The sequence below is a fragment of the Pseudomonas sp. AN-B15 genome (genome assembly GCF_019056475.1).
GTDB lineage: Bacteria > Pseudomonadota > Gammaproteobacteria > Pseudomonadales > Pseudomonadaceae > Aquipseudomonas > Aquipseudomonas parakoreensis.
Genome location: NZ_CP049737.1, coordinates 2,325,593 through 2,341,803, shown reverse-complemented (window position 1 = coordinate 2,341,803; position 16,211 = coordinate 2,325,593). Strand labels below are relative to the sequence as shown.

The window sequence follows — 16,211 nt, the reverse complement described above, 5'->3', positions numbered from 1 at the left end:
CTGTAGGAGCTGCCGAAGGCTGCGATCTTTTGACTTATAACGCTCTCCCCTTTCTAGGAATTTGCCTGCAAAGCGGTGAGCAATGGCTGACATTCTGCAGAAGGTAATTGCGGTTAAATTTGAGGATCACCTATCAAGTGGAGATCTACGAACCATGAAGCGGGATATTTTTTCAGAGTTGATGGATGGCCTTGATACGATAGCCGAAGAACGCCAAGGCAAAATTACCTTGAAGAAGACGCGTGTAAAACGGATCGGCGACACGAAGGGCAAACTCATACTTCCCGCCGAAACTGATGCCTCTCTATCACACGGTTTGCTGGATACCTTCGAACGATAAAAAGCTACATCTGCTCTCATGTGATCTATCAAACTCACTCAACCCGCTGTGGGAGCGAGCCTGATCCGGGCGGCGTTCCGACGAAGGCGTCGGCACATCCCCATCTTCAGTGCCTGACACTCCGCTTTCGCGAGCAGGCTCGCTCCCACAGGTTTATGGGGCGTTCACTCAATCCATATAACCACATGACGAAATTGTAATCCCCCCATCACCTTGGCGTTATCCGCAGCCTGCAACGATGTGACCCGGCGACCAATGCCGGTGGGCCCTGCCCCGCTGAACAATAAGACCACGCCGACGCACGTTCCCGTTCTGCCGAACCCAAGGAGTGTTTGATGGTTAACCCTACAAAAATATCGATGGCCGCTTTAGCGGTGGTGGTCGGCTCAGGGCCGTCCATGGTGTTTGCAGAAGACAAGCCCGAGGGTTTTGTCGAAGGCAGCAGCCTGACCGTGCTCAACCGCAACTTCTACTTCAATCGTGATCATCGCAATGGCCAGTCCAGCCCCACCGGCAACGGTTATTCCGAGGCCTGGGCGCATGCGGTGATCAGCAAGTTCGAATCCGGTTTTACCCAAGGTACCGTCGGGGTCGGGGTCGATGCATTTGCCATGATCGGCTTGAAACTCGACACCGGTGACGGCCGCAACGGCGGGCGCAGTTCGTTCGATGTGCTGCCAGTCAACAGTGACGGCCAGGCGCGGGATGAATACACCAAGTTCGGTGGCGCCGCGAAAGTGCGGGCGTTCGACACGGTGATCAAGGTCGGGGATGTGTTTCCGGCCAACCCGGTGGTGGCGGCCGGTGACTCACGCTTGCTGCCGGAAAGTTTTCGCGGCGTGACGGCGACCAACACCAGCATCGACGGTCTGTCGATTCAGGGCGGACGGCTGCATGCGATGAGCCAGCCGGTGTCCAGCGACATGCGCGAAAACTTCGCCACGTTTTACGCCGGTCCGGTCAACTCGCCGTGGATCGCTTACGGCGGTGGTGATTATGTGCTGAACAAGAACCTCAGTTTCAGTCTGTACTCCAGTCGCCTCAAGGACGCCTGGAACCAGTATTACGCCGGCACCGCCTGGACCTATCCGCTGTCGGACGACCTGTCGCTGTTCGGCGGCCTGAACTATTACAAGGCAGTCGACGAAGGCAAACAACTGCTTGGCCAATTCGACAACAACATCTGGAGCGGCCGCGTCGGCGTGAAGCTCGGCGCCCATTCCGTCGCCCTCTCCCACCAGCGCAACAACGGCAACGACGACTTCGACTACCTGCGGCAGTCCGACTCGATCTTCCTCGACAACTCGATCCAGTACAGCGACTTCAACTCGCCGAAGGAACGTTCGTGGATGGTGCGCTACGACCTCGACATGAGCACTTACGGCATACCCGGTTTGTCGTTCATGACCCGTTACGCGCGCGGCACCGACGCCGACTATTCCAACGCCAACGCCGTGTACATGCGCCGCAATGCCGACGGCAATCCGCTGACCGACCAGAAACGCTGGGAGCGTGACGTGGAAGTCAAATACGTGGTGCAGAGCGGTTCAATGAAAGACCTGTCGCTGCGTCTGCGCCAGGCCACCACTCGCGCCACGGCATTCGAGTCGGACCTGGATGAAGTGCGCGTGATCGTCGAATACCCGCTGGCGATTCTCTGAGTTTCCCGAGCAACACCATTCACCTTTAGAAGCTCCTTGCTCCTTTGGTCAGAGGTGAATTTTTTGGCGTCCTACGGGGCGCCTTTTTTATCCCGTCCCGAAACACACTCCTGCAGGAGCTGCCGCAGGCTGCGATCCCTTGATTTTGGTTTTTCAGATCAAGATCAAAAGATCGCAGCCTTCGGCAGCGCCTACAGAAGACATTGGTCAGGCGCTGGGTTCGACGTTATCCAGCGCTTTGTTCACCGCCAGTTCACCAAGCATGACCACCTGCGCAATCCCCAGCAGAGTCTTGCGATGCGTGCCCTCCAGCAGCGCGGCGAAGTCACCGAGCATCACCGTGGCCGAGGCCAGGGATTCGCAAGCGTTGGCCAGCAGGGATTCGGTGTCGGCGTTGGGGTTGACCAGGAACAGCGCGTTGGCGGTGTAAGGTGTGGCCATGATGGGCGGTGCGGGCTTGAGGTAGTAGTCGAGGGCGCGGTCGGCGGCTTCGTGGAGTTTGTGGGTGTCGATGGCGGCGTAGGGGGATGTTGGATCGGGGTCTGCAGGCGTGTCTGTTTCGGGCGGATTCGGTGTTGGCTTTTTCATAATGTTTTACTCAGCTTGACGGTGGAGCTGACCCTTTCGGTTCCACGCGAAAGGGTGGCAGCTGTACGCAGGTTGGAACCCGGGCAACTGAGCAAAACCCGACAGACTCGAAGTCTCCCGCGCACAGCCGCCATAACGGAGTGCACACATGAAAGTGCGCAAGCATACGTCATGAACGGTGCGATTTGCTTCAGTTAAGCCGAGGGGTTCCAATCCCGATCGCTGATTTGGCAGCGACCCACACAGGCTAGAGAGCGGACGTCCGAGGGACAACCTGAAAACATTGTGGGAAGGTTCTGCTTTGCCCACACAACCTTTAAACATTCCGAATCTAAATACAGATCGTGATACTGAAAATGTGCCCCGTGCAGGAGCTGCCGCAGGCTGCGATCTTTTGACTTTGAAGACCAAGATCAACAGATCGCAGCCTTCGGCAGCTCCTACAGGGAGGGATTAATTAGCCACCGCTGTTGCGGCACACGCCGGCCACGCTGTACTTGAGGGTGTTGAGTTGCCCTTGCGAGTCTTCGTAGGTCATGGCTGTGGGTACTACCGAGCAAGCCGGCTGCGGCTTCACCACGCTGACGATTTTCACCACGTCCAGCTTCATGCCGTATTCGTATTCCTTGACCACCGGCGGCGCTTTGCCCTGCTCGGCGGCGTATTGCTCCATGGCTTTGGCGTTGGCGCTGAAGGCACGCTCGAAAGTGCGGTCACCGCCGCCTTCGGCCATGACCAGAGAAGACATCGCCATGACACTGGCGAACGCGATCAACTTGCGTATTTTCATATCCATTTCCTTCCCATCCAGGCATAAAAAAGCCCAGCATCGATGCGCGATGACGGGCTTGATCAAGTGCTGTCGCTTACAGGCTCTTGCTGTTGTCGACGGCTTTTTCATTGACCACCACCGGGTTGCCGGCGGCTTTTTCCTTGGCCACGAACAGCTCCATGGAACGGTCGTTGTTGGTCATCATCCGGTCGAACGTGCGGTCGCCGCCACCTTCAGCCATGACCAGGGAAGACATCGCCAACGCCACCACAAAAGCACCCATCTGTACCATTTTCATTTTTGATTCCTCGTTTAAGTAACTGACGGGATCAAGGTAACAAGGCGTACCTTTCGTGACGGTGGCGGGGGAATTACAGATTCGTAATGTGGCAAGTACGGCAGCCACACAGAAAATCTCATGCCTGAGAAATACGTTGTGGCGAGGGGATTTATCCCCGATGGGCCGCGCAGCGGCCCCGCTCTTTATCCAAAAAAGCGGGCTTGCTGCGCAGCCCCATCGGGGATAAATCCCCTCGCCACAAAGGTAGTGCTGTTCTACCGGATGGGCACTACGTCCTCATCCCGGCGATGGGCGATCTGGTACAGCGCCGGCAAGATCAGCAGCGTGAGAATGGTCGAGGACAGAATCCCGCCGATCACCACCGTCGCCAGCGGCCGCTGCACTTCAGCACCGGTGCCGGTCGCAAGGGCCATCGGAATGAAACCCAGCGACGCCACCAACGCCGTCATCAACACCGGCCGCAACCGCGTCAGCGCGCCGACATTGATCGCCTCCGCCAGCGACCGCCCTTCCTCACGCAAATTGCGAATGAACGCGATCATCACCAGCCCATTGAGCACCGCCACCCCGGACAACGCGATAAACCCCACGCCTGCGGAAATCGACAACGGAATATCCCGCAGCCACAACGCCATGACCCCGCCGGTCAGCGCAAACGGAATTCCGGTGAACACCAGCAAGCCGTCCTTCACATTGTTGAACATCATGAACAACAGCCCGAATACCAGCAGCAGCGCCACCGGCACCACAATCTGCAAGCGCTTGGCCGCCGATTGCAGTTGCTCGAACTGCCCGCCCCAACGGGTCCAGTAACCGGCCGGGACCTGCACCTCGCGCTCGATCACCGCACTCGCTTCGCTGACGAACGAGCCGATATCGCGCCCGCGCACGTTGGCGCTGACGATCACCAGGCGCTTGCCGTTTTCGCGGCTGACCTGGTTCGGCCCGAGCACCAGATCGAGGCTGGCGACGTCCTTCAGCGCGATAAACCCGATCTGGTTCGCCGCACCGCTCAGTGCCGGCACCGGAATCAGCAGCGCCGACAAGCCGTCGATGTCCTTGCGCATGGCATCGGACAACCGCACCACCATGTCGAAGCGCCGATCGCCCTCATACAAGGTGCCGGCCTGCCGTCCGCCGACGGCCACGGCGATGGTGTCCTGCACATCACCGACGTTGAGGCCGTAAAGTGCCGCCTTGTCGCGGTCGATGTTGATGGTCAGCACTGGCAACCCGGTGGTCTGCTCGACCTTCACTTCAGACGCGCCGTTAACCTTCTGCATTGCCGCCGCGATCTTCGCTGCCGTGGCGTTGAGCACGTCCATGTCATCGCCGAACACCTTCACCGCGACATCGCTGCGCACGCCGGAAATCAGTTCGTTGAAGCGCAACTGGATCGGCTGCGACAGTTCATAGTTGCTGCCCGGCAGTGTCGCGGCTGCAGCTTGCAGTTCGGCCATCAGGGTTTCGCGGGACTTGTTCGGGTCTGGCCATTGATCCTTGGGTTTGAGCATCACGTAGCTGTCGGAGATGTTCGGCGGCATCGGATCGGAAGCGATTTCCGCCGTGCCGGTGCGGGCGAACACCCGTTCAACCTCCGGCACTTTGGCCAGAATCAGCGTTTCCAGGCGCTGCTGCATGTCCACCGATTGCGTCAGGCTGGTGCCCGGCACGCGCAGTGCTTGCAGAGCGAAATCCCCTTCACTGAGGCTCGGCACAAACTCGCTGCCCATACGGCTGGTGAGCACGCCGCTGAGCACGATCACCCCTAACGCCGCGCCCACCGCAACCGTGCGATGGGCCATGACCCAGGCCAGCGCCGGCGCATACACCCGACGTGCGCCGCGCATGACCGCGCCCTCTTCTTCCTTGACCTTGCCGGTGACGAACAGCGCAATCGCCGCCGGGACGAAGGTCACCGACAGCAGCATCGCACCGAGCAGCGCGATGACCACGGTGAGCGCCATCGGGTGGAACATTTTCCCTTCGACGCCACTCAGGGCGAAGATCGGCAGGTACACCACCATGATGATCAACTGACCGAAAATCAGCGGGCGCCGCGCCTCTTTCGCGGCGGCGAACACTTCCTTGAAACGCTCGGCACGGCTTAACAAACGCCCGTGATGTTGCTGCGCATGTGCCAACCGGCGCAGGGTGTTTTCGACGATCACCACCGCGCCGTCGACGATAATGCCGAAGTCCAGCGCGCCGAGGCTCATCAGGTTGGCGCTGACCTTGTTGCTGAACATGCCGGTGAAGGTGAACAGCATCGACAGCGGAATCACCATCGCGGTAATCAGCGCAGCGCGAATGTTGCCGAGGAACAGGAACAGAATCGCGATCACCAGAATCGCGCCTTCGATCAGGTTCTTTTTCACCGTGGCGATGGCTTTGTCGACCAAGTGCGTACGGTCGTACACCGGCACCGCAATCACGCCTTGCGGCAGGGATTTATTGATCTGTTCGAGCTTGCTGGCCACCGCTTGCGAGACGGTGCGGCTGTTCTCGCCGATCAACATGAACACCGTGCCGAGCACCACTTCACGACCGTTTTCGGTGGCCGCACCGCTGCGCAGTTCGCGGCCGATTTCTACGGTGGCGACATTCTTGACCCGGATCGGCGTGCCATCGACATTGGCCATGACGATGTTGGCGATGTCTTCGGTGCTCGCCACTTGCCCTGGTGCGCGGATCAGCAACTGCTCGCCGCTGCGCTCAATGTACCCGGCACCGACGTTGGCGTTGTTGCGCTCAAGCGCAGTGATCAGATCGGTGAGGGTGAGCTTGTACGCGGCGAGGCGTTTCGGATCCGGCGCGATCTGATATTCCTTGGCAAACCCACCGATGGTGTTGATCTCGGCGACACCCGGCACGTTGCGCAATTGCGGTTTGATGATCCAGTCCTGAATCACCCGCAGATCGGTCGGCGTGTAGGCTGTGCCGTCGTCCTTCAACGCGCCTTCCTGCGCCTCCACCGTCCACAGAAAAATCTCGCCGAGACCCGTGGAAATCGGCCCCATCAGCGCTTCCGCGCCTTCGGGCAATTGCTCCCTGGCGATCTGCAGGCGCTCATTGACCAGTTGGCGAGCGAAGAACAGGTCGGTGCCGTCCTTGAAGATCACCGTGACCTGCGACAGCCCGGAGCGCGACAGCGAGCGGGTCTGCTCCAGCGCCGGCAAACCGGCCATCGCGGTTTCAATCGGGAAAGTGATGCGCTGCTCGGTTTCCAGCGGCGAGAACCCGGCGGCGCCGGTGTTGATCTGCACCTGGACATTGGTGATGTCGGGCACGGCATCAATCGGCAGTTTCTGATAACTGGCGATGCCGAGGCCGGCCATGAGCAGAACGGCGAGCAGCACGATGATGCGCTGCTCGATGGCAAACTGGATCAGGCGTTCGAACATGGGAACCTTCCAGAATTAATGACTGTGCTCAGCCGAGGCTTTGCCCAGCTCCGACTTGAGAACGAAGCTGCCGGCACTGGCGACTTGCGCGCCCGGTTCCAGCCCTTGGGTGACTTCGACGTGGCCGGCGGCGCGGCTGCCCAGTTCCACCGCCTGCGCCTTGAAGCCGTCGTCGGTACGCACGAACACCGTGGGTTTGTCCTCGACGGTCTGGATCGCGGTTTCCGGCACAGCGACTTTGGCCTGACGGCTGTCGGTGGCCACCCGTGCGCTGACGAACAGCCCCGGTCGCCACGAGCCTTGCGGGTTTTCCAGGGTCACGCGCACGGTCGCAGTGCGAGTCTGTTCGCCGAGCAGGCTACCGACGTAAGCCACGCTGCCAGTCACTTCAGCTTTCAATTCCGGCGCACTGACGGTCACCGCTTTGCCCACCTGCACCTGGGTCAGGTCCTTGGGCGAAACGCCGAAGGTCACCCACACGCGGGACAAGTCCGAAAGGGTGAACGCGGCGGTGGTTTCATCGACCACCTCGCCCGGCGTCAGGTGTTTTTCCACCACCACGCCGTCGAACGGCGCGCGCAGTTCGTAGCGATTGCCGCCGGTGGCGACCACACTGCCGCTGAGCACGCTGATTTTTTGCCGGGCGTTGTTCATGGCGATTTCCGCCTCTTCCAACGCTTGCCTGGCCTGGAGGAAATCCTGCTCGGCGGAGATCTTGTCCTGCCAAAGCTTTTTCTCGCGCTCGTAGGTGGTACGCGCCAACGCCAGGCGACGTTGCGCGGCAGCCTGCTCGCTGCGCTGATCGGAGATCTGTTGACTGGCGATCACCGCCAGCAACTGGCCCTTCTTCACCGCTTGCCCGAGGTTGACCGCCACCGACTCGACCACCCCCGGCACGCGGGGCACCACGTGCACAGTGCGGTCCTCGTCGAAGCGCACTTCGCCGGGGAACGACAGGCCGAGACTGATGCGCTGCGCCCGCGCCTCGACCAGTTGAATGCCTGCGGCGGCGATCTGCTCGGCGCTCAATTCGATGTGGCCTTCTTCGGCCTGTTCGCCTTCGGCGGCAGCGCCCTCCTCGGCGTGGTCAGCATGTTCGGAAGCCTCATCGGCATGCGCGTCGATGTTGCTCGTGGCCGGCCACATCGAACCGATGCCAATGCCCAGCGCCAGGGTCGCCACCGCGACCACCATCAGTTTTTTATCCATGGAAACTCCTCTGCGCCGTGCCATCGCGCAGTTGTCTGAACAGTGAAATTCAAGGGCTGACGCTGAGGTCGCCGAAGATCCGTTCCAGGCGCACGCGGGCGTCGGTCGCCTCGCTGACGGCCTGGATGTACTGGCTGCGCGCGGCAATCAGGGTGCGCTGCGCGTCGAGCACGTCGAGGAAGCCGAACTTGCCCATTTCGAAACCACGGGTGGCGCTGTCCACCGCACTTTGTGCGGCGGGCAGGATGGTCTGATTGAACGCGTTGACTTCGCCGTTGGCGGTCTGCCATTGCTCCAGACTGGTCTGGACTTCAGTGCGCAAACGCAGCTCGGTGGCGTTGCGCAGATCCCGCGCCTGATCGCTACGGCGGGCGGCGGCGAGCACGTTGCCCTGATTGCGGTTGAACAGCGGAATCGGCATCGACAGCCCGACCACGTTGACCCGTTCGCGCTCGGTTTCGCTGTATTGGCTGCCGATGCTCACGGTCAGGTCGGGAATGCGCTGCGACTTTTCCAGGCCCAATGAGGCTTCGCGTTGATCGATCTGCAGTTTCGCCAGACGCAGCTCGGCGGTCTGGTTCAGACGCTCGAGCAAGCGGCCGGGCGGCGGCAGCGTGGCGAGGCTCTGCGTGGCGGCTTGCACGTTGGTCGAAGTCGGCAACGGTGCGCCCATGACCTGCGCCAACTGTTGATACGCGTTGGCCTGATCGCGCTCGGCGCGGCTCAGTTCCAGGCGCACTTCCGAGAGTTGCACCTGTGCCCGCGTGCCTTCGACCGGCGACGATTTGCCGGCCTCGATCCGGCCCTGGGCCACGCGCAAGCCGTGCTCGGCCAGTTGCAGCGACTGGCGCGCCAACTGCAAGCGTTGCTGCGCGGTTTGCGCGCTGTTGAACGCCTGAATCACATCGGCGCGCAAGGCATTGCGCTTGCGCTCCAGCTCGATGCCGGCGGCGTCCTGCGCGCGGCTGGCAACATTGATCCGCGCGGCGCGTTTACCGCCCAGTTCAATCGGCTGACTGAGCATCAGCGTGGTGGTGCGCGAGTCGCGCCGCGTGTCTTCGGCCTCCCACGACACTTCAGGGTTTGGAATCAAGCCAGCCTGTTGGCGATCGCCCTCGGCAATGCCGATTTCCCACTGCGCGGCGGCGAGGTCGGGGTTGCCGGCGAAGGCACTTTGCAGCGCCTGATCCAGAGTCAGGGTCGAGGCGCTGGCAAGGCTGTTGCACGCCAACCACAAGAGGCCGCTGGCGGTTATGTTCAGGCGTGTTCGCGCCGTCAGTTTGATTAAACCGGGCAATTGGAAGACTTCCTTTATTCAAGAATCTTTGATGCCGCCACGGTAGGGTTTTGAACTTATCGTCAAGGTGACTGGAACATTACAAATCCGTTATCAACGGTTAGCGAAAGTTGTTTTGCTCTAGGATGCGAAGTGCAAACGGCGTTGTCGTAATACATCGAAACACATACGCACGGATTATCTGCCAAACAGCACTTGCCGAAATCGAAGTCTCGGAAATTAGTCGTACAAGCTGCGACAGGGTGTCGCGCAACGCTGTTTTAAAGGCTCCGCTCGTTGACCCTGTAGCCACTTCAGCCTTTACCGTGCCTGGCATCAAGTTATTGAATCGTGCGCAAGGCCCTACAAAAACAACAACTTTCCTGACCGCCTTAATTAAACATCCATTAAATGAAAGTGGTGAAAGATCATGCGAATCCTTGTCGTCGAGGACGAGCTTAAAGCTGCCGAATACTTGCATCAGGGTTTGACCGAAAGTGGTTATATCGTTGACCACGCCGCCACCGGTGCCGATGGCTTGCATCTCGCGCAACAGCAGACGTACGACCTGATCATTCTCGACGTGAACTTGCCGGAACTGGACGGCTGGGGCGTCCTGGAACAACTGCGCCGTACCCACTCCACGCGGGTGATGATGCTTACCGCGCGCGGGCGGCTGGCGGACAAGATTCGCGGTCTGGACCTGGGCGCCGACGACTATCTGGTCAAGCCGTTCGAGTTTCCCGAATTGCTCGCGCGGGTGCGCACCCTGATGCGCCGCAGCGAAAACATCCCAGTGCCACAGGTGTTGAAAGTCGCCGATCTGGAACTCGATCCAGGCCGCCATCGGGCATTTCGCGGCGCGCAGCGCATCGACCTGACCACCAAGGAGTTCGCCCTGCTGCACTTGCTGATGCGCCAGTCCGGCGAAGTGCTGACCCGTACGCAGATCATCTCGCTGGTGTGGGACATGAATTTCGACTGCGACACCAACGTGGTCGAAGTCTCGATCCGCCGCTTGCGGGCGAAAATCGACGACCCGTTCGACAACAAACTGATCCACACCCTGCGCGGTGTCGGTTACGTGCTGGAGGCGCGGGAATGAAGCCGGCCAGCCTGTCGATGCGCCTCGGGTTGACGGTGAGTATTCTCGGTGCGCTGTTGGTGGTGTTTCTGGCGATCCTTGCCTATTTCGCCCTGACCCATGAGCTCAATGCCCTGTCCCGCGACAGCCTGCAAAAGAAGATGGCGCAGGTGGAGCACAGCCTGTCGCTGTACGTCGACGCCAATGAAGTCAGCGGCAAACCGCACATTCTGCTCGATCAGGTCATGGGCCATGACAACCTGACGCTGACGATTTATGACCATTCGAACCTGCGTTCGCCGCTGCTCAAATCCGGCTCGGGACTCACCGATCCACGGGTGGAACTCAGAGCGGTTCGCGGGACCACCGATCAACTGACCTACAGCGACAGCAGCGATGCCGAAGGCGCGCGGTTCCTCACCGCATCGAAGCTGATTCGCCTCAAGGACGGCAGCAGCGTGCCGGTGCTGCTGTCGATGGACAACGCGCATGATCAAGCGCTGCTCAGTGCCTATCTGCGCTCGACGCTGATCGCGTTGCCGTTGCTGCTGATGTTCATCGGCCTCACAGCCTGGGGCGCGGTGCAGCGCGGACTGGCGCCGCTGCGCGAGTTTCGCAAAGTGGCGGCGATGGTTTCGACTCAGGATCTGGATCATCGGCTGTCGGTGGTCAACATGCCGCAGGAGCTGAGCGAGCTGGCGCAGGGCATCAACTTCATGCTGCACCGCCTCGATGCCGGAGTGCAGCAGTTGTCGCAGTTCTCCGATGACCTGGCGCATGAGCTGCGTACGCCGATCAACAACCTGATGGGCAAGGCCCAGGTGACGCTGTCCCGCGAGCGTACGACCGAAGAGTACAAGGATGTGCTGGTGTCCAGCATCGAGGAACTGGAGCGCGTGGCGCGGATTGTCTCGGACATGCTGTTTCTGGCGCAGGTCAGTCATCCGTCGGCGCTGGCGCCGTTTGAATCGGTGGCGCTGGAGGTTGAGGCGGCGAAGGTCGCGGAGATGTTTTCGCTGTCGGCGCAGGACAAGCAGATTCACTTGAATGTTGTGGGCAGCGCCTCGGTGTTGGGCGATCGGCTGATGATTCAGCGGGCGATTTCCAACCTGCTGTCCAATGCGCTGCGTCATTGCCCGCACGGTAAAACCATCACCTTGCTGATCGAGCAAGGCGCGACGCAGACGTCACTGCTGGTCAGCAATCCCGGCGTCGGCATTGAGGCGCGACACCTGCCGCACTTGTTCGACCGCTTCTACCGCGTCGACAGCGCCCGCTCGCGCTCGCAGGGCAGCACCGGGCTGGGCCTGGCAATCGTGCGCTCGATCATGAGCCTGCATCAGGGGGTGGCGGAGGTGAAGAGCTTGCCCGGCGTCATGACCGTGTTCCGCCTCGGTTTTCCTGCGGCGGCACCCATGGCCCCATCGCTTGCAGGCAAGCTCCCACAGTGATCTGCGGTGTACCCGGGCCTGACGCCATGCTTGATACCAAGCATGAAGCTGGCATTGACCGGTGTCCTGTAGGAGCTGCCGCAGGCTGCGATCTTTTGCCTGAGCCTTTGAAGATCAGAATCAAAAGATCGCAGCCTGCGGCAGCTCCTACAGGGATCGGGGTGTTTTTGAGTTTTTTGGACGACACGCAAACTTGTGGGAGCTGGCTTGCCAGCGATGACGGCGGGTCGGTCACATCCTTATTTTTTTGACACACCGCTATCGCTGGCAAGCCAGCTCCCACAGTGAATCGCGGTGTACCCGGGCCTGACGCCATGCTTGATACCTTTGAAGAAATTCAAGCATGAAGCTGGCATTGACCGATGTCCTGCGGCAGCTCCTACAGGGATCGGGGTGTTTTTGAGTTTTTTGGACGACACGCAAACTTGTGGGAGCTGGCTTGCCAGCGATGACGGCGGGTCAGTCACATCCTTATTTTTTTGACACACCGCTATCGCTGGCAAGCCAGCTCCCACAGTGAATCGCGGTGTACCCGGGCCTGACGCCATGCTTGATACCTTTGAAGAAATTCAAGCATGAAGCTGGCATTGACCGGTGTCCTGTAGGAGCTGCCGCAGGCTGCGATCTTTTGCCTTGGCCTTTGAAGATCAGAATCAAAAGATCGCAGCCTGCGGCAGCTCCTACAGGGATCCGGGTGTTTTTGAGTTTTTTGGACGACACGCAAACTTGTGGGAGCTGGCTTGCCAGCGATGGCGGCGGGTCAGTCACATCCTTATTTTTTGACACACCGCTATCGCTGGCAAGCCAGCTCCCACAGTGAATCGCGGTGTACCCGGGCCTGACGCCACGCTTGATACCTTTGAAGAAATTCAAGCATGAAGCTGGCATTGACCGATGTCCCTGTAGTAGCTGCCGCAGGCTGCGATCTTTTGCCTTGGCCTTTGAAGATCAGGAGCAAAAGATCGCAGCCTGCGGCAGCTCCTACAGGGATCGGGGTGTTTTTGAGTTTTGTGGACACCACGAAAACCTGTGAGAGCTTGCCTGCAAGCGATGGCGGCGGGTCAGTCACTATCCATGCTAAATGGCAGACCGTATTCGCGAGCAAGCTCGCTCCCACAGTCATCTCGATTGTGATCGGAATTTATGAACGATACAGATCCAGTGTGGGAGCGAGCCTGCTCGCGAAAGCGGTAGATCAGGCAGCAAAAAAAACGGCACCTTACGGTGCCGTTTGCTTTCACACATCAACCATCACTTGCGCGCATCCGCCCACGATTTCAGCAGTTCGTTGTAGCTCACGGTCTCGCCCTTCGGCTTCTCGTTGGCCAGTTTCGGTTTTGGTGCGCCCGGCTGGTCGAACCAGTATTGCGCGTCGCGTTCCGGGTTCATTTTCGGTGCGCACGTGGCTTGCGCCTTGGAGCGTTCCAGACGCGTCATGATTGCGTCCTGATCCTTGGCCAGGCCATCCAGCGCCTGTTGCGGGGTTTTCTCGCCGCTGGCCGCTTCGGCGATGTGGCTCCACCACAGCTGCGCCAGACGCGGATAGTCAGGCACGTTGGTCCCGGTCGGGGTCCATTGCACGCGGGCCGGGCTGCGGTAGAACTCGACCAGGCCGCCGAGTTTAGGCGCCAGATCGGTCATCGCCTGCGAGTTGATGTCCGACTCGCGAATCGGCGTCAGGCCGACGATGGTTTTCTTCAGCGATACGGTTTTCGAGGTGACGAACTGTGCGTACAGCCACGCCGCCAGCTTCTGTTTCTCCGGCGTGGATTTCATGAACGTCCACGAACCCACATCCTGATAGCCGAGCTTCATGCCCTCTTCCCAATACGGCCCGCGCGGCGACGGCGCCATGCGCCATTTCGGCGTGCCGTCGGCGTTGACCACCGGCAGGCCCGGTTTGGTCATGTCGGCGGTGAACGCGGTGTACCAGAAGATCTGCTGGGCGATATTGCCTTGTGACGGCACCGGGCCGGACTCGGAGAAGGTCATGCCCGCCGCTTCCGGTGGCGCGTAAGCCTTGAGCCAATCGACATATTTCTGCGTGGCGAACACCGCCGCCGGGCCGTTGGTGTCGCCGCCGCGGGTCACGCTGGAGCCGACCGGATGGCAGTCCTCGACGCGAATTCCCCATTCGTCCACCGGCAGACCGTTGGGCAAGCCTTTGTCGCCGCCACCGGCCATGGAGAACCAGGCATCGGTAAAGCGCCAGCCCAGCGACGGGTCTTTCTTGCCGTAATCCATGTGGCCGTAGACACGCTTGCCGTCGATTTCCTTGACGTCTTCGCTGAAGAATTTGGCGATGTCTTCATAGGCCGACCAGTTCACCGGCACGCCCAATTCGTAACCGTACTTTTCCTTGAACTTGGCTTTCAGGTCGGCGCGTTCGAACCAGTCGGCGCGGAACCAGTACAGGTTGGCGAACTGCTGGTCGGGCAGTTGATAGATCTTGCCGTCCGGCGCGGTGGTGAACGAGATACCGATGAAGTCCTTGATGTCGAGGGTCGGTGAGGTGAAGTTCTTGCCTTCGTTGGCCATCAGGTCAGTGATCGACTCGGTCTTGCCGTAGCGAAAGTGCGTGCCGATCAAGTCCGAGTCGTTGACCCAGCCGTCGTAGATATTCTTGTCCGACTGCATCACCGTCTGCATTTTTTCCACCACGTCGCCTTCTTGCAGCAGGTCGTGGGTGAGCTTGATCCCGGTGATTTCGCTGAACGCCTTGGCCAGCACCTTGGACTCGTATTCGTGGGTGGTCAGGGTCTCGGAAACCACTTTGATTTCCATGCCGCGGAACGGCTCGGCGGCCTTGATGAACCACTTCAATTCTTCGAGCTGCTGATCCGCCGTCAGGGTCGACGGTTTGAATTCGCTGCCGATCCACTTTTTCGCAGCGTCTTCGTAGGCATCGGCCCAGGCCGAAGCGCTCAAACCGCTGAGTGCGAGCATGGCTGCCAATGAAATGCTATGTCGCAGCTTATTGTTTTTATCGAACATAGAGACCTCCAGTTAGAGTTTCGGAGCACGATTGCCGAGCGACTCGACTAGCCCCAGCGCATCACAACCAACAGCCACACCAGAGACAGCGCGGACGCCACCCAGATGCTCCAGTCGGTGACGCCGATTACCAGCAGGTGCAGGTAGGCGCTGCCGAGAAGACCGATGAACAAGCGATCGCCACGGGTGGTGGCAATCGGCAGAAAACCGCGGCGCAGGATGCTCGGCGAGCGCAGTTCCCAGGTGGTCATGCCCACCAGCAACAGGCCGATGGCAATAAAGAACCCCGCCGTGGGGGTGGTCCAGCTCATCCATTCCATCATGCGTTCCTCAGACCCGACCCAGGGCAAAGCCCTTGGCCACGTGGTTGCGAACAAACCAGATCACCAGCATGCCCGGCAGGATGGTCAACACCCCCGCCGCTGCCAGCACGCCCCAGTCGATGCCCGAGGCCGACACGGTGCGGGTCATCACCGCGGCAATCGGCTTGGCATTCACCGAGGTCAGCGTGCGCGCCAGCAGCAGTTCGACCCAGGAAAACATGAAGCAGAAGAACGCCGTGACGCCGATCCCGGAGCCGATCAGCGGGATGAAAATCTTCACGAAGAACTTGGGAAAGCTGTAGCCGTCGATGTACGCGGTTTCGTCGATTTCCTTGGGCACCCCGGACATGAACCCCTCAAGAATCCACACCGCCAGCGGCACGTTGAACAGACAGTGCGCGAGTGCCACGGCGATGTGCGTATCGAACAGCCCGATCGACGAATACAACTGAAAGAACGGCAGCAAAAACACCGCCGGCGGCGCCATGCGGTTGGTCAGCAGCCAGAAGAACAGGTGCTTGTCACCGAGGAAGCGATAGCGCGAAAACGCGTACGCCGCCGGCAGCGCCACACTCAGCGAGATCACCGTGTTGAGGCTGACGTAATACAGCGAATTGAGATAACCGGTGTACCAGCTCGGGTCGGTGAAAATCACCTTGTAGTTGTGCCAGGTGAAATCCTGCGGGAACAGGGTCAACCCGCCGAGGATTTCGGTGTTGCTCTTGAACGACATGTTCAGCAGCCAGTAGATCGGCACCAGCAGGAACAGGATGTACACCAGCAACGGAATCAGCTTTCTTTTGTGCAT

Annotated in this window: 13 protein-coding genes; 4 read left to right on the top strand and 9 right to left on the bottom strand. The window is 59.9% G+C overall.

Going from position 1 to position 16,211, the window contains the following annotated elements; translation table 11 throughout:
* Nucleotides 1-82 precede the first annotated feature (82 nt).
* Nucleotides 83-340 carry a hypothetical protein gene (locus GTQ41_RS10530; protein ID WP_047291715.1) on the top strand — a complete coding sequence of 86 codons (258 nt, stop codon included), beginning with the start codon at nt 83-85 and terminating at the stop codon, nt 338-340.
* A gap of 335 nt (nt 341-675) precedes the next feature.
* Entirely contained in the window at nt 676-2,001 is a 1,326-nt protein-coding gene (locus GTQ41_RS10525) for an OprD family porin (protein WP_047291713.1), read from the top strand.
* Between the two features lie 207 nt (nt 2,002-2,208).
* Here GTQ41_RS10525 and GTQ41_RS10520 read toward each other — a convergent pair whose 3' ends face one another.
* The 6 genes from GTQ41_RS10520 to GTQ41_RS10495 form a co-directional block, all read right to left on the bottom strand.
* The gene (locus tag GTQ41_RS10520) at nt 2,209-2,589 is read right to left on the bottom strand and encodes a DUF6124 family protein (protein ID WP_047291711.1); all 381 of its coding nucleotides are present in this window, start codon (nt 2,587-2,589) and stop codon (nt 2,209-2,211) included.
* Nucleotides 2,590-3,046: 457 nt separating this feature from the next.
* Nucleotides 3,047-3,379, bottom strand: coding sequence for a DUF2790 domain-containing protein (locus tag GTQ41_RS10515; protein WP_041073199.1), 333 nt, complete (start codon nt 3,377-3,379; stop codon nt 3,047-3,049).
* A 76-nt stretch (nt 3,380-3,455) separates the two neighbouring features.
* Nucleotides 3,456-3,659, bottom strand: a complete 204-nt coding sequence (locus GTQ41_RS10510; RefSeq protein WP_047291708.1) for a co-regulatory protein PtrA N-terminal domain-containing protein — start codon at nt 3,657-3,659, stop codon at nt 3,456-3,458.
* 257 nt (nt 3,660-3,916) lie between these two features.
* The gene (locus GTQ41_RS10505; protein ID WP_047291706.1) at nt 3,917-7,066 is read right to left on the bottom strand and encodes a CusA/CzcA family heavy metal efflux RND transporter; all 3,150 of its coding nucleotides are present in this window, start codon (nt 7,064-7,066) and stop codon (nt 3,917-3,919) included.
* 15 nt (nt 7,067-7,081) lie between these two features.
* Nucleotides 7,082-8,275: an efflux RND transporter periplasmic adaptor subunit gene (locus GTQ41_RS10500; RefSeq protein ID WP_047291703.1), complete on the bottom strand. Its 1,194-nt coding sequence runs from the start codon at nt 8,273-8,275 to the stop codon at nt 7,082-7,084.
* Between the two features lie 49 nt (nt 8,276-8,324).
* On the bottom strand, nt 8,325-9,572 hold the full coding sequence (locus tag GTQ41_RS10495; protein WP_047291702.1) for a TolC family protein: 1,248 nt from the start codon (nt 9,570-9,572) through the stop codon (nt 8,325-8,327).
* 409 nt (nt 9,573-9,981) lie between these two features.
* Here GTQ41_RS10495 and GTQ41_RS10490 point away from each other — a divergent pair, with 409 nt between their 5' ends.
* Complete coding sequence (locus tag GTQ41_RS10490; RefSeq protein WP_047291700.1) at nt 9,982-10,656, top strand: heavy metal response regulator transcription factor; 675 nt, start codon at nt 9,982-9,984, stop codon at nt 10,654-10,656.
* Nucleotides 10,653-12,086, top strand: a complete 1,434-nt coding sequence (locus GTQ41_RS10485) for a heavy metal sensor histidine kinase (protein WP_047291698.1) — start codon at nt 10,653-10,655, stop codon at nt 12,084-12,086. Before GTQ41_RS10490 ends, GTQ41_RS10485 begins: the two co-directional genes overlap by 4 nt.
* A gap of 1,251 nt (nt 12,087-13,337) precedes the next feature.
* Here the strand turns inward: GTQ41_RS10485 and GTQ41_RS10480 are convergent.
* From GTQ41_RS10480 to GTQ41_RS10470, 3 genes are read right to left on the bottom strand one after another with little or no spacing between them, the layout of a single operon-like run.
* Entirely contained in the window at nt 13,338-15,080 is a 1,743-nt protein-coding gene (locus GTQ41_RS10480) for an ABC transporter substrate-binding protein (RefSeq protein WP_047291695.1), read from the bottom strand.
* Nucleotides 15,081-15,127: 47 nt separating this feature from the next.
* Nucleotides 15,128-15,400 (bottom strand): DUF2160 domain-containing protein, encoded by a 273-nt coding sequence (locus GTQ41_RS10475; protein ID WP_027614647.1) that lies wholly within the window; start codon nt 15,398-15,400, stop codon nt 15,128-15,130.
* Between the two features lie 10 nt (nt 15,401-15,410).
* On the bottom strand, nt 15,411-16,211 hold the full coding sequence (locus tag GTQ41_RS10470; protein WP_041073277.1) for a carbohydrate ABC transporter permease: 801 nt from the start codon (nt 16,209-16,211) through the stop codon (nt 15,411-15,413).

Coding starts and splice junctions, on each gene's coding strand:
- GTQ41_RS10510 (WP_047291708.1), bottom strand. CDS start 3,659: ATGAAAATGGTACAGATGGGTGCTTTTGTGGTGGCGTTGGCGATGTCT.
- GTQ41_RS10505 (WP_047291706.1), bottom strand. CDS start 7,066: ATGTTCGAACGCCTGATCCAGTTTGCCATCGAGCAGCGCATCATCGTG.
- GTQ41_RS10515 (WP_041073199.1), bottom strand. CDS start 3,379: ATGAAAATACGCAAGTTGATCGCGTTCGCCAGTGTCATGGCGATGTCT.
- GTQ41_RS10530 (WP_047291715.1), top strand. CDS start 83: ATGGCTGACATTCTGCAGAAGGTAATTGCGGTTAAATTTGAGGATCAC.
- GTQ41_RS10525 (WP_047291713.1), top strand. CDS start 676: ATGGTTAACCCTACAAAAATATCGATGGCCGCTTTAGCGGTGGTGGTC.
- GTQ41_RS10475 (WP_027614647.1), bottom strand. CDS start 15,400: ATGGAATGGATGAGCTGGACCACCCCCACGGCGGGGTTCTTTATTGCC.
- GTQ41_RS10490 (WP_047291700.1), top strand. CDS start 9,982: ATGCGAATCCTTGTCGTCGAGGACGAGCTTAAAGCTGCCGAATACTTG.
- GTQ41_RS10470 (WP_041073277.1), bottom strand. CDS start 16,211: ATGCACAAAAGAAAGCTGATTCCGTTGCTGGTGTACATCCTGTTCCTG.
- GTQ41_RS10480 (WP_047291695.1), bottom strand. CDS start 15,080: ATGTTCGATAAAAACAATAAGCTGCGACATAGCATTTCATTGGCAGCC.
- GTQ41_RS10520 (WP_047291711.1), bottom strand. CDS start 2,589: ATGAAAAAGCCAACACCGAATCCGCCCGAAACAGACACGCCTGCAGAC.
- GTQ41_RS10500 (WP_047291703.1), bottom strand. CDS start 8,275: ATGGATAAAAAACTGATGGTGGTCGCGGTGGCGACCCTGGCGCTGGGC.
- GTQ41_RS10485 (WP_047291698.1), top strand. CDS start 10,653: ATGAAGCCGGCCAGCCTGTCGATGCGCCTCGGGTTGACGGTGAGTATT.